Source organism: Azospirillum oryzae, assembly GCF_008364795.1.
Classification (GTDB): Bacteria; Pseudomonadota; Alphaproteobacteria; order Azospirillales; family Azospirillaceae; genus Azospirillum; species Azospirillum oryzae.
This window is the reverse complement of the sequence record NZ_VTTM01000001.1, coordinates 519,128-544,889: the sequence shown is the minus strand read 5'-3', so window position 1 is coordinate 544,889 and position 25,762 is coordinate 519,128. Positions and strand designations below refer to the sequence as shown.

The 25,762-nt window shown below is 68.8% G+C and carries 22 protein-coding genes; 15 read left to right on the top strand and 7 right to left on the bottom strand.

Annotated elements, in window-relative coordinates; genetic code table 11:
• The first annotated feature begins 7 nt into the window (after nt 1-7).
• From FZ938_RS02555 to FZ938_RS02540, 4 genes are all read left to right on the top strand, one after another.
• The gene (locus tag FZ938_RS02555; protein ID WP_149197104.1) at nt 8-730 is read left to right on the top strand and encodes an HdaA/DnaA family protein; all 723 of its coding nucleotides are present in this window, start codon (nt 8-10) and stop codon (nt 728-730) included.
• Nucleotides 731-770: 40 nt separating this feature from the next.
• Nucleotides 771-1,550, top strand: coding sequence for an SDR family oxidoreductase (locus tag FZ938_RS02550; protein WP_149197103.1), 780 nt, complete (start codon nt 771-773; stop codon nt 1,548-1,550).
• A gap of 242 nt (nt 1,551-1,792) precedes the next feature.
• Complete coding sequence (locus FZ938_RS02545) at nt 1,793-2,275, top strand: MarR family transcriptional regulator (protein ID WP_246457460.1); 483 nt, start codon at nt 1,793-1,795, stop codon at nt 2,273-2,275.
• Nucleotides 2,276-2,908: 633 nt separating this feature from the next.
• On the top strand, nt 2,909-4,441 hold the full coding sequence (locus FZ938_RS02540) for an ATP-binding protein (RefSeq protein ID WP_246457457.1): 1,533 nt from the start codon (nt 2,909-2,911) through the stop codon (nt 4,439-4,441).
• Nucleotides 4,442-4,534: 93 nt separating this feature from the next.
• Here FZ938_RS02540 and hutG read toward each other — a convergent pair whose 3' ends face one another.
• On the bottom strand, nt 4,535-5,359 hold the full coding sequence (gene hutG / locus FZ938_RS02535; RefSeq protein WP_149197102.1) for an N-formylglutamate deformylase: 825 nt from the start codon (nt 5,357-5,359) through the stop codon (nt 4,535-4,537).
• A gap of 368 nt (nt 5,360-5,727) precedes the next feature.
• On the opposite strand from hutG, the gene FZ938_RS02530 reads away from it, so the two are divergent.
• The 5 genes from FZ938_RS02530 to FZ938_RS02510 are packed head-to-tail and all read left to right on the top strand — an operon-like array spanning nt 5,728 to nt 10,856.
• On the top strand, nt 5,728-6,243 hold the full coding sequence (locus FZ938_RS02530; RefSeq protein ID WP_149197101.1) for a hypothetical protein: 516 nt from the start codon (nt 5,728-5,730) through the stop codon (nt 6,241-6,243).
• Nucleotides 6,244-6,274: 31 nt separating this feature from the next.
• Nucleotides 6,275-7,507, top strand: coding sequence for a hypothetical protein (locus FZ938_RS02525; RefSeq protein WP_246457454.1), 1,233 nt, complete (start codon nt 6,275-6,277; stop codon nt 7,505-7,507).
• A 43-nt stretch (nt 7,508-7,550) separates the two neighbouring features.
• Nucleotides 7,551-8,804, top strand: coding sequence for a glycosyltransferase family 4 protein (locus tag FZ938_RS02520; protein WP_246457452.1), 1,254 nt, complete (start codon nt 7,551-7,553; stop codon nt 8,802-8,804).
• A complete protein-coding gene (locus tag FZ938_RS02515; protein ID WP_149197099.1) occupies nt 8,797-9,798 on the top strand; it encodes a GumC domain-containing protein in 1,002 nt (333 codons plus the stop codon). The genes FZ938_RS02520 and FZ938_RS02515 overlap by 8 nt, the downstream gene beginning before the upstream one ends.
• Nucleotides 9,795-10,856 (top strand): glycosyltransferase family 2 protein, encoded by a 1,062-nt coding sequence (locus tag FZ938_RS02510; RefSeq protein WP_246457449.1) that lies wholly within the window; start codon nt 9,795-9,797, stop codon nt 10,854-10,856. The genes FZ938_RS02515 and FZ938_RS02510 overlap by 4 nt, the downstream gene beginning before the upstream one ends.
• Here the strand turns inward: FZ938_RS02510 and FZ938_RS02505 are convergent.
• The 3 genes from FZ938_RS02505 to FZ938_RS02495 all read right to left on the bottom strand — a co-directional run bounded on the left by FZ938_RS02505 (nt 10,766) and on the right by FZ938_RS02495 (nt 14,819).
• Nucleotides 10,766-11,233, bottom strand: a complete 468-nt coding sequence (locus FZ938_RS02505; RefSeq protein ID WP_085089280.1) for a helix-turn-helix domain-containing protein — start codon at nt 11,231-11,233, stop codon at nt 10,766-10,768. The genes FZ938_RS02510 and FZ938_RS02505 overlap by 91 nt on opposite strands.
• Before the next feature lie 134 nt (nt 11,234-11,367).
• Entirely contained in the window at nt 11,368-12,162 is a 795-nt protein-coding gene (locus FZ938_RS02500; RefSeq protein WP_149197098.1) for a glycosyltransferase, read from the bottom strand.
• Nucleotides 12,159-14,819 carry an SLBB domain-containing protein gene (locus FZ938_RS02495; protein ID WP_246457447.1) on the bottom strand — a complete coding sequence of 887 codons (2,661 nt, stop codon included), beginning with the start codon at nt 14,817-14,819 and terminating at the stop codon, nt 12,159-12,161. The genes FZ938_RS02500 and FZ938_RS02495 overlap by 4 nt, the downstream gene beginning before the upstream one ends.
• A gap of 500 nt (nt 14,820-15,319) precedes the next feature.
• Here FZ938_RS02495 and FZ938_RS02490 point away from each other — a divergent pair, with 500 nt between their 5' ends.
• Together FZ938_RS02490 and FZ938_RS02485 are read left to right on the top strand one after the other, a co-directional pair.
• The gene (locus FZ938_RS02490) at nt 15,320-16,354 is read left to right on the top strand and encodes a histone deacetylase family protein (RefSeq protein WP_149197096.1); all 1,035 of its coding nucleotides are present in this window, start codon (nt 15,320-15,322) and stop codon (nt 16,352-16,354) included.
• 116 nt (nt 16,355-16,470) lie between these two features.
• The gene (locus FZ938_RS02485; RefSeq protein ID WP_246457443.1) at nt 16,471-17,055 is read left to right on the top strand and encodes a putative metalloprotease CJM1_0395 family protein; all 585 of its coding nucleotides are present in this window, start codon (nt 16,471-16,473) and stop codon (nt 17,053-17,055) included.
• A 53-nt stretch (nt 17,056-17,108) separates the two neighbouring features.
• Here FZ938_RS02485 and aguB read toward each other — a convergent pair whose 3' ends face one another.
• The gene (gene aguB / locus FZ938_RS02480) at nt 17,109-18,017 is read right to left on the bottom strand and encodes an N-carbamoylputrescine amidase (RefSeq protein WP_149197094.1); all 909 of its coding nucleotides are present in this window, start codon (nt 18,015-18,017) and stop codon (nt 17,109-17,111) included.
• Nucleotides 18,018-18,553: 536 nt separating this feature from the next.
• Between aguB and FZ938_RS02475 the strand changes: the two genes are divergently transcribed.
• Nucleotides 18,554-19,069: a MarR family winged helix-turn-helix transcriptional regulator gene (locus FZ938_RS02475; protein WP_149197093.1), complete on the top strand. Its 516-nt coding sequence runs from the start codon at nt 18,554-18,556 to the stop codon at nt 19,067-19,069.
• A 99-nt stretch (nt 19,070-19,168) separates the two neighbouring features.
• Here the strand turns inward: FZ938_RS02475 and FZ938_RS02470 are convergent, their stop codons facing one another.
• On the bottom strand, nt 19,169-20,482 hold the full coding sequence (locus FZ938_RS02470; protein ID WP_149197092.1) for a pentapeptide repeat-containing protein: 1,314 nt from the start codon (nt 20,480-20,482) through the stop codon (nt 19,169-19,171).
• Between the two features lie 188 nt (nt 20,483-20,670).
• On the opposite strand from FZ938_RS02470, the gene phoU reads away from it, so the two are divergent.
• The gene (gene phoU, locus FZ938_RS02465) at nt 20,671-21,390 is read left to right on the top strand and encodes a phosphate signaling complex protein PhoU (RefSeq protein ID WP_149197091.1); all 720 of its coding nucleotides are present in this window, start codon (nt 20,671-20,673) and stop codon (nt 21,388-21,390) included.
• A gap of 276 nt (nt 21,391-21,666) precedes the next feature.
• Nucleotides 21,667-23,913: an anthranilate synthase gene (locus tag FZ938_RS02460; protein WP_149197090.1), complete on the top strand. Its 2,247-nt coding sequence runs from the start codon at nt 21,667-21,669 to the stop codon at nt 23,911-23,913.
• A gap of 51 nt (nt 23,914-23,964) precedes the next feature.
• Here FZ938_RS02460 and FZ938_RS02455 read toward each other — a convergent pair whose 3' ends face one another.
• On the bottom strand, nt 23,965-24,213 hold the full coding sequence (locus tag FZ938_RS02455; protein ID WP_012973951.1) for a DUF2312 domain-containing protein: 249 nt from the start codon (nt 24,211-24,213) through the stop codon (nt 23,965-23,967).
• Between the two features lie 385 nt (nt 24,214-24,598).
• Between FZ938_RS02455 and FZ938_RS02450 the strand changes: the two genes are divergently transcribed.
• On the top strand, nt 24,599-25,747 hold the full coding sequence (locus tag FZ938_RS02450) for a Re/Si-specific NAD(P)(+) transhydrogenase subunit alpha (RefSeq protein WP_149197089.1): 1,149 nt from the start codon (nt 24,599-24,601) through the stop codon (nt 25,745-25,747).
• The last annotated feature ends 15 nt before the right edge of the window (nt 25,748-25,762 follow it).

Here is a 25,762-nt window from a genome sequence, read left to right as displayed (position 1 = left end):
TGTCCGCATGAGCTTGCCGGCGCAGATACCGCTCGACCTCGGGCACCGGACGGCGATGGGCTGCGAGGATTTCCTCGTGGCGCCCAGCAACGCCGATGCCGTGGCGTGGCTGGACCGCTGGCCGTCCTGGCCGGCCCCGGCGCTGACCCTGTTCGGCCCCGCCGGCTGCGGCAAGACCCATCTCTCCCAGGTCTGGCGCGCCCGCAGCCATGCGGTGGTGACCCGTGGCGATGCCCTCGATTCGGGCGTTGTGCCGTCCCTGCTGGCCCCCGCCAACGCCGTTGTGGTCGAGGATGCAGACGCCGTCACCGGCAAGCCCGAGCGGGAAGAAGCGCTGTTCCACCTCTACAACCTCGCCCGTGAACAGCAGGGGCATCTGCTTCTGCTGTCGCGCAAGGCGCCGTCGCGCTGGCGCACCCGGCTGCCCGACCTGCGCTCGCGCATCAAGGGCGCACCGGCGGTGGAGGTCCGGCCGCCCGACGATGCGCTGCTGGCCGCGGTGCTGGTGAAGCTGTTCGCAGACCGCCAGCTGCGGCCGGGGATGGAGGTCATCACCTATCTGCTGGCGCGGATGGAGCGGTCACTGGATTTCGCCCGCCGTCTGGTGGCGGCGCTGGACCATGCATCGCTGGCCGCCCATCGTGGCGTGACCGTGCCGCTGGCGCGCGAAGTCCTTTCGGATCTGCAACGGACGGAACCGCAACGATCCGGTTCCAAAACGACCCTCTGATGCCAATAGGCCATCAGATTCAGTAAGGGAAGAGACGACCATGGATTTGGGAATCGCCGGCCGCCGTGCCATCGTCTGCGCCGCCAGCAAGGGGCTGGGCCGCGCCTGCGCCTTCGCGCTGGCCCGCGAGGGCGTTCACGTCACCCTGACCGCCCGCAATGCCGAGGCCCTGGAGGCGACCGCCGAGGATATCCGCAAGGCCACCGGCGTCGCCGTCACCACCGCCCCCGGAGACATCGCGACGGAGGAGGGGCGGGCCGCGGCGCTGGCCGCCTGCCCGGAACCCGACATCCTCGTCAACAATGCCGGCGGTCCGCCGCCGGGCGATTTCCACGATTGGGACCGCGACGACTGGATTCGCGCGCTGGACGCCAACATGCTGGCGCCGATCTTCCTGATCAAGGCGACGGTGGACGGCATGATGTCCCGCCGCTTCGGCCGGATCGTCAACATCACCTCCGCCGCGGTGAAGGCGCCGATCCCGATTCTCGGTCTGTCGAACGGCGCGCGCACCGGCCTGACCGGCTTCGTCGCCGGCCTGTCGCGGCAGACGGTGAAGCACAACGTCACGATCAACAACCTGCTGCCCGGTCCCTTCGAGACCGACCGTCTGCGCAAGACGATGGAAGGCGGAGCCAAGGCCGCCGGCCGCAGCATTGACGAAGAGATGGATCTGCGCCGCAAGACGAACCCGTCCGGCCGATTCGGCGATCCGGAGGAATTCGGGGCCGCCTGTGCCTTTCTCTGTGGCGCCCAGTCCGGATTCATGACCGGGCAGAACATCCTTCTGGATGGCGGAGCCTTTCCGGGCACCATGTAATCTGCCGGTTATTGCAGGCGGCGGGGGCCGGAACACCCCCGCGTCTCAAGTTTGTCCCTCCAATTCGCTACAAAATCCGCCCATCGTCACAGGCCATTAAGAAACGGCGACGGGAAGGGGTGTCGAGGCACCCTTTCCCCGGTCCGCCGGTCGGCAGGCACGGGACAGTGCCGCGCCAACCGGATAACGGCGTTTGCAAAGCATTTGGGCTTTTGCAGGCCACTGGCACAGGAATGATGAGCATGCAGCAGAGTGTGGCGGCCCCCGCGGTCTACACCGACCTTGGCCGCGTCATGGAAAGCATCACCCGGCGCTTCCTGGACGTGCTTCGGATGGAACTGGCCCGTATCGGCGTGACCGACCTCAGCCCGACGCAGGCGCTGATGCTGCTGCACATCGGAACCGAGGAGCTTTCGGTCCGCGACCTGCTGGAGCGCGGCTATTACCTCGGCTCCAACGCCTCCTACAATCTGAAGCATCTGGTGGAGGCCGGCTATGTCGACCGCAGCCCGTCCCAGCGCGACCGCCGGGCCGCCCGGCTCAGGCTGTCCGACCAGGGGCTGGCGACCTGCGAGGCGCTGAAGAAGCTGGAAGCGATGCGTGCCGACAGTCTTTTGCGCACCGACAGCGACGGTGCCGATTTCGAAACCACCTATCGCACGCTGCGCCGGCTGGAACGCGCCTGGACCGACCTGATCCGCTACGACGACGCCGATCCCGCCTGAAACTCCTCGCTTTCGACACGTAACTTTCTGACCACCTGTCCGTTCGATCTGTGTCCGGAATGGAACACCTGAGTCCATAACAGGAACATAGGCGGAACTGTGCGGTTGCCGTTCCGCGTCCGTTCTGGTAGCTCTATCGGAACAAGACGCGAACAATGGAGGGTGGCATGTCGGTTCTGGCTTTCCTGCGTGAGTGCGTGACTCTCGCCCTGTTCCTGGCGGTGCTCTATGGCTGGGCCACGGTCGGACCGATCCTGATCGGTTGAGGATGGTCGAAGCGCCCAATATGCGGTCCACGGCAGGGTGGGGCGGCGCAACCCTTCGGAAGAGGTCTCCGGACGGAGGATGCCGCGTCGGTATTATATCCGAAATCCCAGCCCACCCCGGCCGGCACAACGCTTACATCGGGAACACGCGGAACCGTCCCTGGCCCATCAGAGAAGCCGAAAGGGGGCCGGTTCCGCGAACGCCGACAACGCGTGGGGATTGGGACGGATGCGGAATTTCTTTCGAAAGCGTCGATCGGCCGCCATGGCGGACGAGCGACTGCCGGCTGCCGGCGCTGCCGGCATGGGTAGTCCCGGCATCACCGGCGGGGGTCTCGGGTCTGGCCCGTTGACCGGAGGACCCGGCATGACCGCCGGGAGTATGAACGGACCGGGAGCCGGCGGATTTTCCAACGCGCCGGGAATTGCCCGGCCCGGCGGGCTCCATCTGCGTCCGGTCGACGGCAATGCGGGTGGAAATCCTGTTGGTGGGCCTGTCGGTGGACGGGCAGGGTTCGAGGCGATGCGAGGCCCTGCCGCCCCGCGTCTGCCCGACGTCATCGACAACGAGGCCACCGGCGACCGCCGCGGCTACATGTTCCCGCAGCCCGGCGGCCGTGATGCCGACGGCGAGCACGACCTGCCGCGCTTCACCATGTCGGTCAATGGCGGCTACCGCGGCGGCTTCGGGGCCAATGGCGGCGCCAACGCGCCGGCGATGCTGAAGGGCCTGACGCCGGAGCTGAACGGACTTCTGCGCGAAGCCTTCACCCCGACCCGGCCGAAGCAGCAGCTGAACGGCCTGTTCATCGGCCGCAACGACACCCTGCGCCGCATCATCTCGGCCATCGAGGAAGAACGGGCGCACGTCATCCTCTATGGCGACCGTGGCCGCGGAAAGACCTCCGTCGCCAACGCGATCGAGAAGATCGCAGGGCAGGCGGGCTATCTGTCGCTGAAGCTGACCTGCAGCGGCGAACTGAGCTTCGAGGATATCTTCCGGCACTTCCTGAAGAAGATTCCCTCGACCTATTACCGCTCGGCGCTCGACAACCCGTTCGCGGCGCGGCGCAACTTCGCCAGCTTCAACGAGTTGCTGCCGGAGGGCGCCTTCAGCGTCACCGAACTGAACGAGGTGCTGTCGGGGATTCACGCCACCCATGTGCTGCTGATCCTCGACGAATATGACCGCGTCACCGACGAGGATTTCCGCAACAAGCTGGCGGAGCTGTTCAAGAACCTGACCGACAGTTCGATCCCCGTCACGCTGCTGGTGGTCGGCGTCGCCGAGAATCTCGACCAGCTGCTGGGCAAGCATCCGTCGATCCAGCGCTCCCTGGTGCCGGTGCATCTGCCTTTGATGACCGATCAGGAAATCGGCCGCCTGATCCAGGCGGGGGCGCAGAATGCCGGAATCGAGTTCGCCGCCGACGTGGTGCGGCGGATCGCCGAATTCGTGCGCGGCCTGCCGTACTATGCGCAGCTGCTGGGCCTGCATGCGGCGCGCAGTGCCGTCAGCCGCGGCAGCAAGCTGGTGGAGCGGCCGGATCTCGGCTACGCCGTCGCCCGCTGCCTGCAGGAGGCCGAACGCGGCATCGTCGAAAGCTATGCCCGCGCGCTGGCCGCCGACCGCCGGGCCGAGTTGGAGGATGCGCTGCTGGCTGCGGCGCTGTGCCCGGCCGACGCCTATGGCGTGTTCGATCCCAACGATCTGGCGGGCGACAGCGGCGAGTTGCCGAGCGCCGCGACGCTCGACCTGCTGAAGCGCCTGACGCGGGAAGACCATGGCGGCATCCTGGCCCCGGTGGTGGAGCCGGGACTGGAGCGCTACCGCTTCCGCAACCAGATGATGCGCCAATATGTCCTGATGCGTCAGGCCAGCGAGCGCGGCCAGATCTGATCCATCCCCGATCAGGCCGTCCTTCGGCCCTTCCCCGGCGACGGGGAAGGGCCACTCTTTGGTGGAAGCCGAACGGTCGAGTCGTGGGTGGTGTTACAGGTACGCCGCACGCCGCTGTCCGCTGGCCTTCTGCCACGCCCACTCGACGACGACGCTCAGCAGCCGCTCCAGCGACGGCTTCACCTCAGCCGCCAGATCGGGACGGAACTGATAGGGCGCATCCTCGTCCATATAAGTGGACTGGGTCAGTTCCAACTGGATGGCGTGGATGTTCTCTTCCGGCTGGCCGTAGCTGCGGATGATGAAGCCGCCGCGCAGGCGGCCATTCAGCGCGGCCGAATAGCGTTCCGACGCCGAAAGCACGTTCATCAGCCGGACGACCAGCGGCTGGGCGGTGCTGCTGCCGTCGCCGGTGCCCAGGTTGAAGTCGGGCAGGGTGCCGTCGAAAAAGCGCGGGACCCGGCTGCGCACCGAATGGGCATCGAACAGGACGGCGACGCCGTATCGGTCGCGGAGCGCACGCAGCTCGCTGCGCAGCTGCTCGTGGTAGGGGCGCCAATAGGCGCCGACCCGCCGGTCGATCTCCGCCTGGTCGGGTTCCCGCCCCGGCTGATAGATCGGCTGATGGTCGAAGGTGGTCAGCGGGCAGATTTCGGTCGGGTCGAGGCCCGGCTGCGCCATCGCACCGTCGGGGTCGCGATTCAGGTCCACCACGTAACGCGAACACAGCGCCGTCAGAAAACCGATTCCGAGCGCGGGGGCGAAGTGGTACAACCGGTCCAGGTGGCGGTCGACGTCGGGCTGGGTCAGCCCTTCCGGCGTCATCGTGGCTGCGATGTCCGGCGGAATCATCGTCCCGACATGCGGAATGCTGAGCAGGACCGGGGTTTCGCCCGGCTGGAAGCGAAAGGTTTCCATGGCTCGTCTCGTCATCGGAACGGCTTGCGCGGGACTGTGTGCAGTGCGGCACGGCCAGTGCTGGGACTATGGAGTGCGGTGCCGCACCCCGTCAAACAGATTGCGTTTTTTTGAATGCGCCGGGATAGCGTGCCGCGAGAAACCTGTCCTAACGCGCCTGTATTCCGCGAGCGTTCCAGAGAATTGCCGGTTGACCGCGGGCCGCGCTTGCCGGAGACTTTCGCGCAATCGGCGACCGCCCGGCAGAAGGCGTCGCCCCGCACCGGACAAAGCTGTTCCCTGGCGACCGGACCAAAGACTTCCACAACACACGGCGCCCCGATTTCGCAGCCCCGGTGACGAAGCAACGCAGCAGGGGAGAAGCGACCATGAACACCGCCACCCGTTTTGGTGCGGCCCTGGGCACGGCCATGCCCGGCCGGCGCCAGATTCTGTTGCCGCTTGCGCTCGCTCCCGTCGCCGGCTGGGCCGTTTGGGCCGCCGGATCGGCGGATGCGCCGAGCCATCCCGCCGGCCCCTTCCACCTGCCGCTGGACGAAACAACGGCGATCTGGCGCGATCTGGGCACCGTGCGGTTCGGCGGCCTTGCCGGCAATCCGCAATTTCCCGTGAAGGTTTCGGCACTGGACGGCCGGCCGGTCACCGTTCGCGGCTTCATGGTGCCGCTGACCGACGGCGCCACCCACAACCGCTTCATCCTGTCCGCCAATCCGCTGGGGTGTCCCGCCTGCGAGAATCCCGGGCCGGCGACCATGATTCACGTCCACACCGCCATCGCCCTGCCGGCGACGCGGGAACCGCTGACCCTGACCGGAACGCTGCGCCTGCGCCCGCAGGAAGGGCTGTTCTACCGCCTGGACCGCGCCGAGCAGCGCTGGGCCTGAGCCCACCAGGCTCTCGTTCCGGAGTCCAGTCGTGACGGTGGTCGCCGGCAGACTCGGCTCGCTGTCAATGGTGGCTGCCCTGCTGCTCTATGGCGGCCTCAGCGTGCCGGCGCCGCCCGCCTTGCGCGGGGTCGAACTGTCCATCGGCCTTCTGATCCTGGCCGCCGTCGGCTGGAAATGGCCGCTGGCGGTGGCGAGCGGTCATGCATTGCGGACGCCGTCGGGCGTCGTGCAGCCGGATGTGCGCTGGATGCCGGTGGCGGTCGCCGCGTTCACTTGGCTTCTGTGGGTGCCGCTGCTGCGCGGGGCGGCGCTGGGATGGGAGGCGGCCGACATCCTGCGTGACGTCGTGCCGCTGGTCTTTCTGTTCCTTCCCGTGCTTCTGGTGCCGGCATTGCGGAGCGGCGGCGACAGGGCGGTGCGTGCGCTGGCGGGCGGGCTGACCATGGCCGGGCTGCTGCTGGCCTTGCGCTGGTGGCGGCAGGCCGATTGGGGATTCGGCGCCATCGGACGGCGGGCGATGGCCGATGGCGGCGTCTATCTGCTGAACGCGCCGTCGGTGCTGTTCGCCGCGGTGCTGCTGCCTGCGTTGTCGTTGTCGCTGGTGGCCGTCGGCGGGCGGATCCGGTACTGGATGGCGGCGATTCCCTGTGCCGCCGGTGGTGCGCTTTGCCTTGGCGCGCTGGCCGGCGCGGTCCATCGCACGGCTTTGGGACTGGCGGTGCTGTCGCTCGCTCTGACGGCCCTGTGGTGGGCGCGGCGGCGGCCGTGGTTGGCCTTGCCGCTGCTGCTGGGATTCGGCTTGCTGACGGTGGCCGGCGGCGATGCCCTGGTCGGCGCATGGCAGCAAGCGGCGGAGAAGACGCGGCTGACCGGCGCCAATGCCCGTTGGGAGGAAGCCGCGGCGGTGATCGACCATGTCGTCGCCACTCCCTGGGCCCTGCTGTTCGGCGACGGCTGGGGGGCGCGCATCGCCAACCCGGCGGTGGGCGGCTGGCGGGTCAGCTACACCCACACGCTGGCCAGCTACAGCCTGCTGAAGACCGGGCTTTTCGGCATGATTGCCCTAGGGGCCTATCTGGCGGCGCTGGTCTGGCCCTGGTGCCGGCTGCTGGGGGCCGATCCGCCGCTGGCCCTTGCGGTGGTGCCGCCCCTGCTGATGGCGCTCTGCCTCCACACCAGTTTCAAGTATCTCGACACCGGCGTCATCCTGTCGCTGATGCTCGTGGCGGCGGAGTGCAGGAAGGGGTTGTCGGCGCCTTAGCGGATATGCATACTTTCGCGTGCAATTCACGCATCGGTGCGCCGTGACGTTCGATCCGCCGTCCATCCTGTTCGTCAACCGGGTGTTTCCGCCGGACCGCGGCGCGACCGGCCGTTGCCTGTCGGACCTTTCCGGCCGCATGGCGGATGCAGGCTGGCGGGTGACGGTGGTCGCGGACGGGGAGCGGTCGGACTGCCATGCTCCTGCCGGCGTAACGCTTTGCCGAACCGGTGGCATGGTTGCGGCCAGGGAGAAGGCGAGGGAGCGGCCGGATGCCCGCGCCTATCTCGATTCGCTGTGCCGGCTGACCGGCCGGGCCTTGCGCCTGCCGCGCCATGACCTTGTGGTGACGATGACCGACCCGCCGCTGCTGGCGCTGGCCGGTTCGGTTCTGGCCGCCCGGCATGGGGCGGCGTCGCTGCACTGGTGCCAGGACCTGTACCCGGACCTGCTGCCGGTGTTGGGCGTGCGGATGCCGGCGATCCTCCGGCGGATGGCCGGCCATGGCATGGCGCGGGCCTTGCGCCGGCAGGACGGGGTGGTCGCCATCGGGCGCTGCATGCGCAAGCGTATCCTGACGGCCGGCGTGCCGGCCGGCCGGGTGACCCTGCTGCCGAACTGGCCCGATCCGGCGATCCGCCCACTGCCGAAGGAGGGCAACCGCCTTCGCCGGTCGCTGGGCATGGAGGAGGGCGACGGCCGGTTCCTGGTCGCCTATTCCGGGACGCTTGGGCTTGCCCACCCGATGCAAGGCGTTCTGGAGGCCGCGGCCCGGCTGCAGGACAGCGATCCCGCCGTGCTTTTCCTGCTGGTCGGGGAGGGGAGGGGATTTGCCTCGGTAGAAGAGGCCGCGCGCCACCGGGGCCTGCGCAACCTGCGCCGGCATCCCTGGCAGCCGGCCGAGCGGCTGGCGGAGTGCCTGTCCGCCGCCGATCTGCATCTGGTGTCGATGGACCCGGCGGCGGAGGGGATGCTGGTGCCGAGCAAGCTGGCCGGAGTACAGGCGGCGGGGCGGCCTTGCCTGTTCCTGGGGCCGGCGGGAAGCGAGGCGGCGGCGCTGGTCGAGGGCTGCGGTCTGGTGGTCGATCCGTTCGACGGTCCGGGCATCGCCGACGCGATCCGCGCCTATGCTGCCGATCCCGGCCGTTGCGCGGCGGAGGGAGCGCGCGCGGCACGGCTGTCCGCCGCCTGGACCGCCGACCGGGGCACCGCGGCCTTCGTCGGGATTGCCGAACGCCTTGTGGCGGAACGCAAGCTTGCCCCGCCGGTGATGGGAAGGCCGCTGCCCCATGCCTGACGGCATCACCTCACCAAGCCAACGCCGGCCCCAGCCGCAGGCCCTGACCCTGGTCCTGCCCCCGTCGGGCGGGGAGGGCGACCTGCGCGCCTTCGTTCGCACCTTGCGGATGGGGTGGCGCTGGTTGCTGGCCGGCTGGTTGGGCGGGCTGGCGCTGGCAATGGCGGGGCTGTGGACGGTGACGCCGGCCTATACCGCGGCGATGGTGATCGGGCCGACGGCGCGAGTCGGATCGGCCGCGATGGGCGCCCGGGTGCCGACTCTGAGCGGCCGGGACTCCGCCGGTGTCGCCGAACCGGGGGCGGGTGACGAATCGCTGTCGGACTTCGCCCGCTATCTGGAATTGTTCGGATCGGGTCCGGTTGCCGAGCGTCTGGCGCGCGACCCCGACATCCTGCGTGCCCTATTCCCCGACCGCTGGGATGCGGAGGAGGGGCGCTGGCGACCGCCGCCGGGGCTGCTGCCGATGCTGAAGCGGGGGCTGCTGGCGCTGGTCGGACGCGAGGATTGGGTGGAGCCGGACGGCGACCGCGTGACGCGGGCCCTGCGCGAACGGCTGGTGGTCGACATGCTGCGGTCGGGGCCGATGCGGCGCATCACCTTCCGCCACGCCGACCGGGCGACGGCGGTCGATCTGCTGGGGCGGATCGCCGCGGCAACCGACGCCCATCTGCGGGCCGAAGCGGCCCGGCGCAGTGCCGCGCAGATCGCCCACATCAAGCTCCGGCTCGGCGCCGTCACCGTGGCGGAGCACCGGCAGGCACTGAGCGACCTGCTGCTCGACCAGGAGCGGGTGGCGATGATGATCGGCGTCGACCTGCCCTTTGCCGCGGACCTGATCCAGCCGCCGACCGCCGGCGCCCTGCCGGATTGGCCCAATCCTGCCGTCGTGGTGCCGCTGGCCGGGCTGGTCGGGCTGGTCGCCGCCGCCTTCGGCCTGTCGGCGCGCCAGGCGCTGAAGGACCAGGGCATCGGCGTGGAGGCGGTGCCGTGACGGCCATTCCGGTCTCCGCCATTCCGGTCTCGGTCGTGGTGATGACGCGCAACGAGGCGGCGAACCTGCCCGTTTGCCTGCCGTCGCTCGCCCTTTTCGCCGAATGCTTCGTGGTTGACAGCGGCAGCGGCGACGGGACGCCGGACATCGCCCTGTCCCACGGCGCGCAGCTGGTGCCATTCCGCTGGAATGGCCGCTATCCCAAGAAGAAGCAGTGGTGTCTGGACACTCTGCCCTTTGCCCATGACTGGGTTCTGTTCGTCGATGCGGACGAACGGCCGACCGCGGAACTGGTGGAGGAGATTGCCCGCCTGATGGCGGCGTCCTCAGCCGACGGACCGCGCCATGCCGCCTATTGGATCGACGGCCGGCCGGTCGTCCATGGCCGCCCCCTGCGGTTCGGCTGCTGGAACCGCAAGCTGGCTCTGGTCCACCGGCGGCGTGTGCGCTTTCCCGAACCGCCCGACCTGGATGTCGCGTCCATGTGGGAGGTGGAGGGGCATTACCAGCCGCAGGTTGCCGGCACGACCGGCCGGCTGCGCCAGCCGATGCACCATGACGACGCCAAGCCGCTCTCGGCCTGGTTCGACCGCCACAACCGCTATTCCGATTGGGAAGCGGCCCTGCGCGCCGATGGCCGGATGGAGCGGCTGATCGATGGCGAGCCGGACATCGCCCCGTCACGCTCCAAGCGCCTGTGCGGAATCGCGGGCCGGCGGGCACAGAAGCGGCTGTTCCAGCGCCTGCCCGGCCGGCCGCTCTGGGCCTTCCTGCATGCCTATGTGCTGCGCCTGGGGTTCATCGATGGCGCAGCAGGGCTCGACCACGCGCTGTCGCGCGCGTTCTACTATTGGCAGGTCGGGTTCAAGATGCGGTCGGCCGCACAGGTGCGGGAGGCGGCAGCCCGTTTCCCGTCGGTCGGTACCTTTCCTGAAAATCCACCGATCGTGCGACCGGGGAGCGATCCTTACTCCTCGAGCAATGCGATGCGGTCGCCGCCCAGCGCCTTCAGCAGGTCGAAGGTGCGCTTGCGCACGCCCGGATCCTCGATCCGGTAATAGGCCCGGACCAGTTCCAGGGTCTCGCGACGCGCCATCGATTCGAATTCGTCGGTCTCGCTCATGCTCTCGGCAGGGGACTCGGCGGTGATCTGGTCGGGCGACGGCATGTCGTCGAAAAAGTAGCTGACCGGCACGCCCAGGACCTGCGAAAGGTTGTAAAGGCGGCTGGCGCTGATGCGGTTCGACCCGCGCTCATACTTCTGCAACTGCTGGAAGGTGATCCCGACCGCCTCGCCCAGTTTCTCCTGACTCAGGCCGAGCAGGGTGCGGCGAAGCCGCAGGCGGGCGCCGACATGGATGTCGATGGGGTTGGGACCTTCGCCGCGGCGCGACAGGGTGTGGGCGGGGGCGAGTTTGGTCTTGGTCGCGCTCATAAGTCGTACCTCGAAGGGAAAGCCGGAGGGAAGGCGCCGCGAGAATGCTTAGTTCAGAAAGTAAATTCTATGCAACCATTTGTGCGTATCAATGGCCCGTTCGGGTGGAAGTGGAGGGACATATATAAAAGACGTTATGTTTCCGGGCGGCGGAAACGTAATTTCGCGTATGCTGAAGGGAAATGATGCCGCACTGCCAGTGCGACTCGCTGAGCCGCGGCGACGGCCGCCACGCCTGCCGCTCCACAGCGGTAATGGCGTCGGCGAATCGCGGACTGTTCCCGCCGGCCGGCGGCGGCATCGCGTTGCGACAGGCCGCCGGGGGCGAACAGGCAGACGGGCCAGCTCAGCCGCACCGCCTCGCCGAGGCCGAGGACGGCAAGCGTGAAGGCGTAATCGGCCGCGATCCGATAGCGGGGGTCGAAGCGAAGGTCAGCCAGAGCGGAAACCCGGTAGATCATGGCCTGATGGTGGGTGAACATACCCAGCGGCGCCCAGCGGTGTGACCGGGCGCGCTTCAGGAGGATACGTCCGTCCCCCTGCCGCTCCAGCGCATCGCCGTAGAGAAGGGCGCAGCCGGGGTGCCGGGCGATGACCCGCAGCAGGCGACGCGCGCTGTCCGCCGCCGCCAGCCGGTCGCCGGCGTTCAGAAACAGGGCATGGCTGCAGCCGAGCCGGCGGGCAGCGTCGAGCAGGTCGTTCATCGCGTCGTACAGCCCCGAGTCGGTGGACGACCGCCACCAGGTGGGAATATCGGCATGGGCGGCCAGCCACTCCGCGGTTCCGTCGGTGGAGGCGCCATCGGCCACCAGCCAGACGACATCGCGGTCCAACTGCCCACGCAGGCTGTCATAGGTGTCGGCCAGCCCGGCGCGGTCGTTGCGGACCACCGTCAGGATGGCGAGGCGGGGAGGGTTGGGCGCCATCATCGCGTGATCACCGAGATCGAGGCGGCGGTGATCGCCAGCTGGCTCAGGATGTTGCCGATCGCCTTGGTGGCGTCCAGCCCGTCGAAGGGGCGCGGATCGCGCGGCACCACCAGGATCGAACCCGGAGGAATCGCGTCGACCCGATGGTTCCAGGAGGACAGTGCCAGCGGCCGTGCCCGCCCGTCGGGAAGGACCAGGAAGCTGCGGCCGGTGTCGGCATCGCGGGTGGCGCCGCCGGCCTCGCCGAGATAATCCTCCGCCGTCTTGCCGCTGACGAACTGCGCGGCGGTGGGGTGCAGCACCTCGCCCGAGACCGCCACGGTCAATGGCCGTTTCGGGATCAGGATGCGGTCGTCGGGCTCCAGAAGAGGGTCCAGCTCCGGCCGGCCGCGAAGGACGGCGGGATCCGCCTCGACCACCACGCGGCCGAGCGGATCGGCGCCGCGGAGCTGGGCCGCGAGCTGGCGGGCCAGCGCGACATTCTCCGCCTTCACCGGCTCGCCTTTCTCCACCTCCAGCGCCAGCGTCCGTTCCAGCTCGCGCGCCTGCCGCTGGAACTGTTCCTTCTCGCGGCGGCGCTCGCTCTCGCGGGTCAACACCGCCCCGGCGGGATAGGCGTCGTCCAGCAGGCCGCCGGCCCGCGCGATCAGCGATGACAGCGTCTCGCCGCGTCCGATGTCATAGCGGCCGGGACGGCGCACCGCCCCTTCGATGGCCACGGCACGCGATTCCAGCGCCTGTGGCCGCGGATTGATCCGCAGCGCATCGCCGGGCCCGACCGATCGGGATCCATCGCGGGCGAGGTCGATGCTGCTGCGTGTGCCGTTGACGGCGGTCAGTTCCGCCACCGCCGGGTCGGCATCGGCGGACAGCCCGCCGGCGGCGGCGATCAGCGAGGCCAGCGGCGTGCGGTCGGCGACCGGGTAGCCGCCGGGATCGCGCACCGCGCCGCGCACCTGGACCGTCCGCTCGCCGACCACCGCGACGATGGCGGGATCAAGCACGGCCGCCAGCATCGGCGGTTCGCTTTCGCCGTTCGTCTTGTCGTCGGCCGCCGCCGCGGTCGGCTTTTCCAGGCTGCGGATGTCGTCGGCGGCGAACAGGTGGATGCGGTCGCCGTCGGCCAGTCCGCGGTCCGCCCGCCCGGCGGCAACCTCCTGCGGAGAAAAGGGCAGATAGAGCCTGGTCAGGGTTCGCCGGTCGTATCGCTCGACGATGCCCAGCAGCGGATAAACATCGCGCTTCAACAGCTTGCCGTCGGCCAATGCCTTGCGCAGCGTGGTTCCGGCGGACAGCCGGCGGGTGCCGGGGTGACGGACATGGCCGATCAACTCGTACCGCGGCGCCTCCGACTCGACGATGGTCTCGCGGGCGTCGGCGCCTTCCGTCCCGTCGGCCACCGGATAGAAACCGGGGCGCGGCACGCCGGTCAGGCGCAGAACCGAATGGCGCAGGGCCAGCGGCAGCAGGTCGGGCACCGCGGCGAACAGCGGCGGACAGGGCGTGCGGGCACCGGTCAGCGTGGCTGCGGCGCGTGCCTGCGGCCCGGTGGCGAGCGGCCCATCCGGTTCCGCCGCCAGCGTCCTGGCCAGCGCGACCAGTCCGGGGCAGGCATCCTGCGGCGGCTGCCGGTCGCCGCGCAGGATGGTCAGCACCGGCTCCGAGGTCAGGAAATCGACGTCCGCCGCCCCCAGCACATACAGCGTGTCGCCTTCGGCCAAGTCGCGGCGGTCCTTGCCATTCAGCACGGCGGACAGGGCGACCGGCCGCAGGGAACGCGCGCCGGTGGCGGGGATGGTGCTTTCCAGGGCGGCGAAGGGCAGATAGGGATCGGGACGCAGATCGGTTCGGGACATCAGTCCGGGCAACGTCTTCGCCCGGCTCCAGGCACGCGGTCCGGGCCGCAGGACATGCCCCTCCAGCCGCACCTCGCCACGGCGGTCCTCGCGCTGCGGGGCGAGCAGCAGCAGGTCGCCGTCACCGAAGCGCCTGGCGTCGGCGTCCGCGACCTCCTCCGTCGTCTCCTCACCGGCGGGACCGATGCCGAACCGGACGAGCCGCCCCTGGCCGGGCCGCAGCGAGCCGCCGGCAAGGTCGCGCAACTCCGTTGCGGACAGCGGGCCGCCGCCGGGCGGAAGTTCGTAGATACCCGGCCGCTTCACCGGGCCGGCGACAGCGACCGTGGCGCCCAGCGGCGGGACGAACAGGCGATCACCGTCGCGCAGCGGCAGGTCCGCATTGCCGGAGGCGCCGGCGATCTGCAGGGCGTAGAGGTCGATGGTCACGCTGCCGCCCGCCCGCATCAGCCGGACGGCGCGCAGGCTGCCGCCACGCTCCACCCCGCCGGCCGCGGACAGGGCGTCCAGCGCGGTGGCGAAGGCGCTGATTTCCTGCCGGCCCGGCCGGCGGACGGCGCCGGTGACCAGAACGCCGATCCGCCGCACCTCCGCCAGCGAGGCGAAGGCGTCGGTGCTCGGCCATGTGGCGGCAGTGGCGGCGGCAAGGTCCCGACGCAGGGCATCCAGCGTCAGGCCGGCGGCGGTCAGCGGGCGCAGGTCGTCCACCACCAGCTGACCGTTGCGGTCGACGGTGAAGCGCTTGCTGAAGGATTTCTGGCCGCGCAGGGTCACCAGGACTGCGTCGCCGGTGTTCAGCACGTAATCGCCCTGGATGGCGCCGGGGGCCGCGTCCGACCCCGCGGCATCAGTGCCAGGGACGAAAAGGTCATATCCGAATTGGCGCAGCGGCTCGCCGGCGCGGGACGAGAAGGCGGCTTCGAGGGGGGAAGCGGAAGAGCCCGCATGGAGGGAAGCCGGAAGCTGCGGCGATGGAGAATCGCCTCGCGTCGGCCCTGCGGCCAACACGGCGCACGTCCACAGAATCGGCACCGCCCCCGGCGCCAGTCGGGCGAATATCCTGCACGCAGCAGCCAGCATCGATGTCCAATAGCCCAATCCACCACTCGCACAGCGCGAGCGATAGGTAATGAACACTATTGTGTGTATTCGGCCGAAAGGCAATGGTCCGCATCCGGGTCGCCATGCAAAAGGGCATCATCCGCCGTCGCTTCGGCAGGGCTATGATGGACCGGACATGTGCCGGCCCGGACGGCTCCTGGCAGCGGAACAGTCGTGGAACAGTCAAGGAAACCAGTGGCGTGATCGTCATTCACAGCGAAGAGCATCGGCTGCAGGCCGGCCGGTCCGAACTAAACGACGGCCAGCTCGTCCCCTGCTACGAGAAGCCTGCCCGTGCCGATATCGTCCGGGCGCGGATCGAGGCGGTGGAACTGGGCCCGATCGTGGAACCCACCCGTCACGGCATCGGGCCGCTGGAACGCGTGCATGACGCCGGCTATCTCACCTTCCTGCGGACCGCCTGGGACGACTGGGTGGAGGAACATGGCGCCGACATCGACGCGCTGCCGCTGAACTGGGTGGCGCCGGGCATGTCGCGGCGCCGGGTGCCGCGCTCCATCGACGGGCGACTCGGCTTCTATTCCTTCGATGCCGGGACGCCGATCACCGCCGGCACCTGGAGGGCCGCCACCGCCGCCGCCGACAGCGCGCTGACCGGCGCCGACCGCCTGAGGGCCGGCGAGCGCAGCGCCTTCGCCCTGTGCCGTCCGCCCGGACACCATGCCGGCCATGCCTTCTACGGCGGCTATTGCTTCCTGAACAACGCTGCGATTGCGGCGCAGTCGCTGCGGGACGGCGGGGCCGCCCGGGTGGCGGTGCTGGACGTCGACTATCACCACGGCAACGGCACGCAGGAGATTTTCTGGGAGCGCGGCGACGTGCTGTTCGTGTCGATCCATGCCGATCCGGCGGACGAATTCCCCTATTTCTGCGGCCATGCCGACGAGACCGGAGCCGGGGCGGGGGAGGGAGCGAACCTGAACCTGACGCTGCCCTGGGGGACCGATTGGGACCGCTATGCTCAGGCGCTGGCTGCCGCGGCGGCGCGCATCCGCGCATTCGGTGCCGACGCGCTGGTGCTGTCGCTGGGGGCGGACACCTATGGCGGCGACCCGATCTCCCGCTTCCGGCTGTTGTCGGAGGATTTCCTGCGCATGGGGGCGGGAATCGCCGCCATCGGCCTGCCGACCCTGTTCGTGATGGAGGGCGGCTATGCCGTCGACGACCTCGGCGTGAATGTCGCCAACGTCCTGACCGGTTTCGAGCAGGGCTGAATAGAGCGGGGTCGGGGGTGGCAATCGCGGCGCAACGGCGGTCGCACCGTTGCCGGTGCGGCCGAATCGTCCTAAATTGAAGGGAAGTTCGGCCTTTTTTCTTGAGGGTGAGGGCGGTGGCTGCCGACCTGTCCATCACCAGCCCGTCCATCGGGACCTATGCCGCCCCACGCAGCCAGCCGCTGCGGCGGGATGGAAAGGACGCGTCGGGCGGCGGGAAGGGCATTGCCGAAGGAAAGGGCCAGGGCGGCGGCTCCACCGACACCGTCACCCTGTCCGACGCGGCGCAGCAGCAGGTCCAGAAGCTCAAGCAGGCCGACACCAGCGTCCGCCAGCACGAGGCGGCGCATCAGGCGGCCGGCGGCGCCCAGGCCGGCGGCTCCTCCTTCACCTTCACCCGCGGGCCGGACGGCAAGAACTACGCCACCGCCGGCGAGGTGCCGATCGACGTCAGCCCCGAATCGGAGCCGGCCGCCACCGTCGCCAAGATGGAGCAGGTGAAGGCCGCGGCCCTTGCCCCGGCCGACCCGTCACCGCAGGATTTGCGCGTCGCGGCCCAGGCGGACGCCGCGAAGCTGCAGGCCCAGTCGGAACAGCGCCGACAAGGTGGGGACACCGCCTCCGGACGGGCGGCTGCCGCCTATGGCGCGGCGCAGGCCCTGGGCAATTCCGCCGGAGCGGGGAGGGGGCTGACGGTCTGACGCCGCGCGGCGTCGGCACCGGCCGCCGTTCCAGATTCCCCCTCCCGATCCGATCAGCGACGCGGAGTCGTCTCGCCGTCTAGCGTCAGCAGGGCGCCGTACAGCTCGGGACGGCGGTCGCGGAAGAGGCCCCAGGAGGCGCGCTGTGCCGCGATCCGGTCAAGGTCGAAGGTCGCGGTCAGCACCGTCCGGCTCTCACGGTCGGCCTGCGCCACGATCTCCCCCTGCGGCCCGGCGATGAAGGACGAGCCGTAGAAGGTCAGCGCGCAGCTTTCCCCCTGCTCCACCCCGACGCGGTTGGAGGCGACCAATGGCATCAGGTTGGCGCCGGCATGGCCCTGCATCACCCGCGTCCAATGACCCTGGCTGTCGATGGTGGAATCCTGCGGCTCCGACCCGATGGCGGTGGGATAGAGCAGAACCTCCGCCCCCTTCAGCGCCATGACGCGGGCGGTCTCCGGGAACCACTGGTCCCAGCAGATGGCGCAGCCGACGGTGGCGTAGCGGGTCTTGAACACCTGGATGCCGGTGTCGCCGGGGCTGAAATAGAACTTCTCCTGATAGCCGGGGCCGTCGGGGATGTGGGACTTGCGGTAGACGCCCAGCAGGCTGCCGTCGGCATCGACCATGGCCATCGAGTTGTAATAGGCGTTGCGCGCCTTCTCGAAGAAGCTGACGGGAATCACCACCGACAACTCGCGGGCCAGCGCCTGCATCCGTTCGATCACCGGATGCCCCTCGGCGGGAGCGGCCAGTTCGAACAGCGACTGCTTCTGGTCCTTGCAGAAATAGGGGGTCTCGAACAGCTCCTGCGGCAGGATGATCTGCGCGCCCTTGGCGGCGGCCTCGCGAATCAGCGATTCGACGCCGTCGACGTTGGCGGCACGGTCCCAGCTGCAGGCCATCTGGGTGGCGGCGACGGTGACGGTACGGGACGAGGGAACGGTCGTCGAAGCGGTCATTGCGGGTTCGGGGCTCCTGTGGAAGACGGGTCGAGAGGTGTGTGACCAAAGGTCGCGGCGAATACAAGCAGTTGGAAGGGATTTATCAACAATTTAGCGAAATATTCACATTGCCGGGTCCGTGCTGCACGAACTGTCAAATAAAACCGATCCAATCGGCAATCATCATGTCGATCATCATATGCGGATATGGTGCCTGTCCACGGCGCCAAAAAGATGGGCGTGACACAAGGCGGCCATGCGAAGAGTCGGGCTGGAGGTTCTGTTTACGCTTACGGCGATTTGGCGCCTCCGGGGTGACATATCATTGCATGTCGGCGGTCACGGGGCGCGCAATTGATTTGCGCTTTGCACACAACACGTTATGATTGGATGACGCAGCCATGCCCGCTCGTGTCAAGGTGGTGTTACCAGACTGGCATGGACCCGACGGACACGATGCCGCAGCGTCGCCTCGACAGGTGACTGCCCGGCGGTCGGGGCCGGTCGGCGTGGATGGTTGCGGCCACGGGAACGACGGCAGAGAGATTGTCGGTATGGAGGCGTCTGTCAAGGGGTGGGGGCCTGAACGCCCCGGCGAGTCGGAGGACGCGGCCGGTTCGGCCGATGGTGCTTTATCGTTCGTCGTCCGGGAAGTGAATCGCGCTTTCGCCCGCGCCCTGCAGACGCGCATCGCGCGGTCGGGGGTCAGCATGGGGCAATGGTTCTTCCTGCGCGCCTTGTGGGAGGAGGACGGCCTGACCCAGCGGGAGTTGAGCCACCGCGTCGGCATGATGGAGCCAACCACCGTCACCGCGGTCAACGTGATGGAGGCGCAGGGGCTCGTCCAGCGTGTCCGCAACAGCCACGACCGCCGCAAGATGAACGTCTTCCTGACGGACAAGGGCCGGGCGCTGCGCGAGACGATGATGCCCAGCGCGTCCGAGATCGCCCAGATCGCCATCGACGGCATCGCGCCGGAGGAACTGGACGTGACGCTGGACGTGCTGCGCCGCGTCGGTGCCAACCTGAATGCCGCCTGCGCGGCCGCCCGCGAGAGCGAGGAAGGGTAGGGCCGGCGGCGGCAGACAGCCGTCGCCGCTTCGGCGGATCAATCGCCGTCCAGATCACACGCCGCCAGATCACATGCCGCCAGATCACATGCCGTCGGATCAATCGTCATCCGGATCCGGCGGCGGCGGCAGGCTGGCGCCGGTCAGGTTGGCGCCGGAGAACTTCGCGTCGCGGATGTTGGCGTCGCTCAGGATCGCCCCGGTCAGGTTGGCATTGCTGAAGTCGCAGTCCGACAGGTTGGCCCCGCGCAGGTTGGTGCGGACGCAGGAACTGCCGGTCAGCCGCGCTCCGGTCAGGTTCGCTGCCCAAAGTCGTCCGGTCGGCTGGCCGTCCGGTCCCTTGATGTCGACCCAGCCGACTCCCGCTCCGTCCAGCCGGATCCCGTCCATGTTGGCGCCGCGCAGATTGGCGCCGTCCAGGATCGCCGCGCTGAAGTCGGCGTCGGCCAGCACCGCTTCGGAGATGTCGCACATGATCAGCAGCGCCTCGCGCATCTTGGCGCCGCTGAGGTTGGCCCGCTTCAGGTTGGCGCCCGACAGGTTCACGCCCGTCAGGTCGATGTGGCTGAGGTCGGTGCCGGTCAGGTCGGCCCGCGCCCCCATGGTGCCGTTGGTGTTGATCCAGGTGTAATGGCTGTGCAGGGCCTGCTGGATCTGGACGGAGAAATTATCCGCCGACCGGGCCAGATTGGCGCCGGTGGTGTCGGCCCCGGCCAGATCGGCACCCTCCAGCTTGGCGCCCTGCAGATCGGCGTTGCGCAGGTTGGCGCCGGCCAGCATCGCGCCGGTCAGGTTCGCGTCGCGCAGCACCGCGCCCTGCAGGTTCACGCCGGACAGGTTGCTGCCGCGCAGGTCGGCGCGGGCGAGATTGCAGCTCTTCATGCTGGCGCGCATCAGCGTGGCGCCGGTCAGCAGCGCGCCCTCGCAATCCGCCCCGTTCATCGACACGTCGGTCAGGTCGGCGCCCGACAGGTTGGCGTTGGTCAGCGATGCGTCGTCGAAATCGGTTCCCGACAGGTCGGACCGGACGAAGTCCAGCCCCTTGCCGCTCTTGCCGCCCTGTCCGCCATACAGCAGGGCGCCGCCGCGCAGGTCGGCTTCGCGCAGGATGGCGCGTTTCAGCTTGGCGCCGCGCATGTGGGCGCCGCGCAAATCGGCGCGGTACAGGTTGCAGCCGGACAGATCCGCCTTCGTCAGATGGGCGGCGAACAGGTCGGCGGTGCTGAGATTGGCGTTGGACAGGTCGCAATGGGACAGGTTGGCGCCGGACAGCTTGCCCTGCGCCAGGTTCACCCCGGACAGGTTCGAGCCTTCCATGTTCGCCATGGTCAGGTTGGCGCGCGAACCGCCCGACTTGTTCTTCAGCCAGCGCTCGTGCTTTTCCAGCACGGCAACCAACTCGTGCGGTGTCATCGGTCCTGCCCGGTCTGCATGGTTGCGTGGTCCATCGATAGACCAGTGTCCGGAAATAATCTATGCCAAAGGTTAAAGTCGCCTCCAGTGCAGAGGCGGCTTGGCGCGGGCGGCACCGGGCCCCATCTGCGGGGCACCGGGCGCAGTACCGCCTGCAACAGCCCAGTCATATAGGGGAGTTGGGGATCATGTCGGGTGGACACACGCTTGCGGCTTTCGATACAGAACTGGCGGCCCTGCGCAGCGCCATCGACCGGATGGGCGAACTGGTGGAGCGCCAGGTCGGGCTGGCGCTCGATTCGCTGGCCGGTCCCGACGCCGAGATCGCGGGCGAGGTGCTGAAGGGCGACGCCGAGATCGACCGGCTGGAGATGGAGGTGGAGGCGATGACCGTCCGCCTGCTGGCCCTGCGCCAGCCGATGGCGAAGGACCTGCGCGAGATCGTCGCAGCGCTGAAGATCGCCTCGAACCTGGAGCGCATGGGCGACTTCGCCGGATCGGTCGCCAAGCGGGCGGTCACGCTGGCCACCCTGCCGGTGGCGCCGCCGGTGGCCTCGCTGGTCCGCATGGGCCGGATGGTGCAGGCGATGATCGGCGACATGCGCCGCGCCTACACCGAACAGGACGCCGACCTCGCCGCATCCGTCCGCGATTGCGACGGGGAGGTCGATGCCGCCTACACCGCTCTGTTCCGTGAATTCCTGACCTACATGATGGAGACGCCGGCGCAGATCACCGGCTGCACCCATCTGCTGTTCGCCGCCAAGTCGATCGAGCGCATCGGTGACCACGCCACCAACGTGGCGGAGAACATCAGCTTCCTGGTCAAGGGTCGCCTGCCGTCGGACGAGCGCCGCAAGGAGGATCTCAGCAGCTACGCCGTCGCCCCGCCGCGGGATGGAGCCTGACAGGGAATGCTTGACAGGCAACCCCGCCCTGTGGTGCGGTTGCAGCCATGAACATGTCCTCGCCCCTCCTGTCGCAGCATTGGTGGTGGCCCGTCTCCCACGGGCCGGCCTGGCAATGCGCGTAAGCGTGGATTGAGAACGAAAGGCCGCCCGGTGCATCCGGAGCGGCCTTTTTCCTGACCCGACACAGCGGGTCATCCAGCGGAAGAACGGACAGGCAGGCGGAAGCACCGGGTGGCGTCACCGACAAGACGCCCGAACCGGAGCACCGCCGTCATGATCCCGTCCCACCTGTTCCTCGCCGACCCCGCCTTCCTCGACCCCGTCGCCGCCGTCACCGGCGGTGGTCTTGGTCTGCGCCGCACCGCCGAGCCGATGGCGATCGCCGAGTCGGTCGATGCGCTCGTGACCGCGCTCGACGAGCGGCGCGGCCTGCTGCTGTCGGGCGGGGTGGAGGCGCCCGGCCGCTACCGGCGTCAGGCGCTGGGGTTCGTCGATCCGCCGCTGTCGGTGACCGCGCGCGGCCGTGCCGTGCGCATCGACGCGCTGAACCCGCGCGGCCGGCTGCTTCTGCCCGCCGTCGCCCGCGCTCTGGACGGGCACGAGGCGCTGGTCGGGCTGGAGGTCACCGCCGGGCGTGTCACCGCCCTGATACGCCGCCCGGCCGGCGTCTTCAGCGAGGAGGAGCGCAGCCGCCAGCCCTCCGTCTTCAGCGTGCTGCGTGCACTGATGGCGCTGTTCGCCTGCCCGGAGGAGCCGTTCCTGGGGCTTTACGGCGCTTTTGGTTATGATCTCGCCTTCCAGTTCGAGCCGATCCGCCGCCGGCTGGAGCGGCCGGACGACCAGCGCGATCTCGTGCTGTATCTGCCCGACCGGTTGCTGGTGGTCGACCATGCCGCCGGTGTGGCGCGGCGCTTCGCCTACGAGTTCGTGGTGGATGGCGTCTCGACGGAAGACGTTGACGGCGGCGGACGGGTGCACGGCTATCGCCCCGATACCAACGCCGCGGCGGAATGCGATCATGCCCCCGGCGAGTACCAGCAGGTGGTGCGGGCGGCGAAGGAGGCGTTCAATCGCGGCGACCTGTTCGAGGTGGTCCCCGGACAGACCTTCGCCGAGCCCTGCGCCGACAGCCCGGCCACCATCTTCCGCCGGCTGCGCGCCGCCAACCCGGCCCCCTACGAGGCGCTGATCAATCTGGGCGACGGCGAGTTCCTGGTCGCCGCCAGCCCGGAAATGTATGTGCGCGTCGGCGGCCGACGGGTCGAGACCTGCCCGATCTCCGGCACCGTGGCGCGCGGTGGCAACGCGCTGGTCGATGCGTCGCAGATCCTGACGCTGCTGAACTCCGCCAAGGATGCGGCGGAGCTGACCATGTGCACCGATGTCGACCGCAACGACAAGGCGCGGGTGTGCGAGCCCGGTTCAGTCCATGTGATCGGCCGGCGCATGATCGAACTGTATTCCCGCCTGATCCACACCGTGGATCATGTGGAGGGACGGCTGCGCGAGGGGTTCGACGCGCTGGATGCCTTCCTCACCCACAGCTGGGCGGTGACGGTGACCGGTGCGCCGAAGCGCTGGGCCATGCAGTTCCTGGAGGATACCGAACGGTCGCCGCGCCGCTGGTACGGCGGGGCCTTCGGCCGCATCGGCTTCGACGGCGGAATGGACACCGGGCTGACCCTGCGCACCATCCGCATGAAGGACGGCGTCGCTTTCGTCCGCGCCGGCGCCACGCTGCTGTCGGACAGCGATCCGGATGCGGAGGATGCCGAATGCCGGCTGAAGGCGTCGGCCTTCCTCGACGCCGTGCGTGGCGAGGTCGCGGGGCCGCGGCTGTCGGTGGTCCAGACCGGGGCGAAGAGGAGCGGGGAGGGCAGGCGGGTGCTGCTGGTCGATCATGACGACAGCTTCGTCCACACGCTGGCCGATTATTTCCGCCAGACGGGGGCCAGTGTCACCACCCTGCGCCACAGCCATGCGCGTGCGGCCCTGCGCAGCGACCCGCCCGACCTGCTGGTTCTGTCGCCGGGACCGGGGCGTCCGGCCGATTTCGATGTCGGCGGCAGCGTGCAGGCGGCGCTCGACCTCGGCGTGCCGGTGTTCGGCGTCTGCCTGGGACTGCAGGGGATGGCCGAGCATTTCGGTGCGGAACTGGAGCGTCTGCCGGAGCCGATGCACGGCAAGGCCTCGACCCTGCGTCACCAGGGTGGTGGGCAGCCTATCGGGCTGTTCGAGGGGCTGCCGCAGGGGATGCGGGCCGGCCGCTACCACTCGCTGGTGGCGCGTCGCGACAGCCTGCCGCCGGACCTGCGGGTGACGGCGGAGACGGAGGACGGCACGGTGATGGCGATCGAGCACCAGACGCTGCCGCTGGCCGCGGTGCAGTTCCATCCCGAATCGATCCTGACTTTGGACGGGGCGGCCGGTGGCGGTTCCGGATTGGCGCTTGTCGCCAACGTGATGGAACGGTTGGCCGGGCGCGTCGGCGCGGTGCCGGAACGCGAAGCGGCGGCCTGAAGGGGCCGCCGCTGCGTAACTCCGGTGAACAGGAGAGTGACGGGAAATCCGTCACTCCACCATGCCCAGCGCTTCCTTGTAGAGCTCCAGGATGGCTTCCTGCTCCTGGCGGTCGGCCTTGTCCATCTTCCGCAGGCGGATGATCTGCCGGATGATCTTGGTATCGAAACCGGTGCCCTTCGCCTCGGCGTAGACTTCCTTGATGTCTTCCTGCAGACCGCGCTTTTCCTCTTCGAGACGCTCGATGCGCTCGACAAAGGACTTCAGGCGATCCGCCGCGATGCCGCCGACGTCGGACATGGCAAAACCTCAAACGATGGGGGTGTTCGGGAACGGGGCGGGACAATATCGGCGGGCGGGGGGAATGGCAAGCCGGCGATGCGCCGCGGGCACGCACGGCAGAGGTCCGGCTGCGTCATCGGGTCGCGGCCATTCCTTAGTACAAGCGTGACCGTCGCCGGGATTTGAACAGCTCGTGGCTGATTTGTCTTATTGTATGAAACAATCGTACGATGGACCTAGGTAGCCATTCACTTTGTTGCGGCGCACCCAATAGGCTGGTATTACCATCGGTGGGTTCGGCTTCACAAAGACGCATGGATACGTCATGTATGCGCGTCGTCTGGGCCGATAACCCATGGGGGATGCCGGGATCGGCGTATCTGAGGCAGGGGAGTTTTATCTAATGAAAGTCGCCATTCCAAAGGAGCGACGTGCGGGCGAACTTCGCGTGGCCGCCTCACCGGAAACGGTGAAGAAACTGAAGGGTTTGGGACTGGACGTGGTGGTGGAGAGCGGGGCCGGTCTCGGCTCCAGCATCACCGACGCGGCCTATGAGGCGGCGGGGGCGTCCATTGCGGCCGACGAGGTGTCGGCGCTGGCCGATGCCGACATCGTGCTGAAAGTGCAGCGCCCGCTGATCGCCGGTGAGGGCGATGTGGACGAGCTGGCGCTGATGGCCAAGGGCGCCCTGCTGTTCGCCATCCTCAACCCCCACAACAGCCGCGACCATGTGAAGGCCTACGCCGATGCCGGCGTCAACGCCTTCGCCATGGAGTTCATGCCGCGCATCACCCGCGCCCAGGTCATGGACGTGCTGTCCTCCCAGGCCAACCTCGCCGGCTACAAGGCCGTGGTGGATGCCGCCAGCGAGTATGGCCGCGCCTTCCCGATGATGATGACCGCCGCCGGCACCGTGCCGCCGGCCCGCGCCTTCATCATGGGCGTCGGCGTCGCCGGTCTGCAGGCCATCGCCACCGCCAAGCGGCTCGGCGCCATCGTCTCGGCCACCGACGTGCGCCCGGCGGTGAAGGAGCAGGTCCAGTCGCTGGGCGGCAGCTTCGTCGCCGTCGAGAACGACGAGTTCAAGCAGGCGGAAACCGCCGGCGGCTACGCCAAGGAGATGTCCGACGACTACAAGCGCCAGCAGGCTGCCTTGGTCGCCGAGCACATCAAGAAGCAGGACATCGTCATCACCACGGCGCTGATCCCCGGCCGCAAGGCGCCGATCCTGGTGACGGCGGAGCATGTGGCGTCGATGAAGCCGGGCTCGGTCATCATCGATCTGGCGGTGGAGCAGGGCGGCAACGTCGAAGGCGCCAAGCTGGGCGAGGTGGTGACCACGGCCAACGGCGTGAAGATCGTCGGCCATGCCAACTACGCCAGCCGTATCGCCGAGAGCGCCTCGCTCCTGTACTCCAAGAACCTGCTGGCGCTGTTGACGTCGCTGCACGGGAAAGAGACCGGCGTGGCCGTCAACTGGGACGACGAGATCGTCAAGGCCATCGCGCTGACCCGCGACGGCGCCGTCGTCCACCCCGCCTTCGCCGGCTGACCGGGCGCCTGAGGA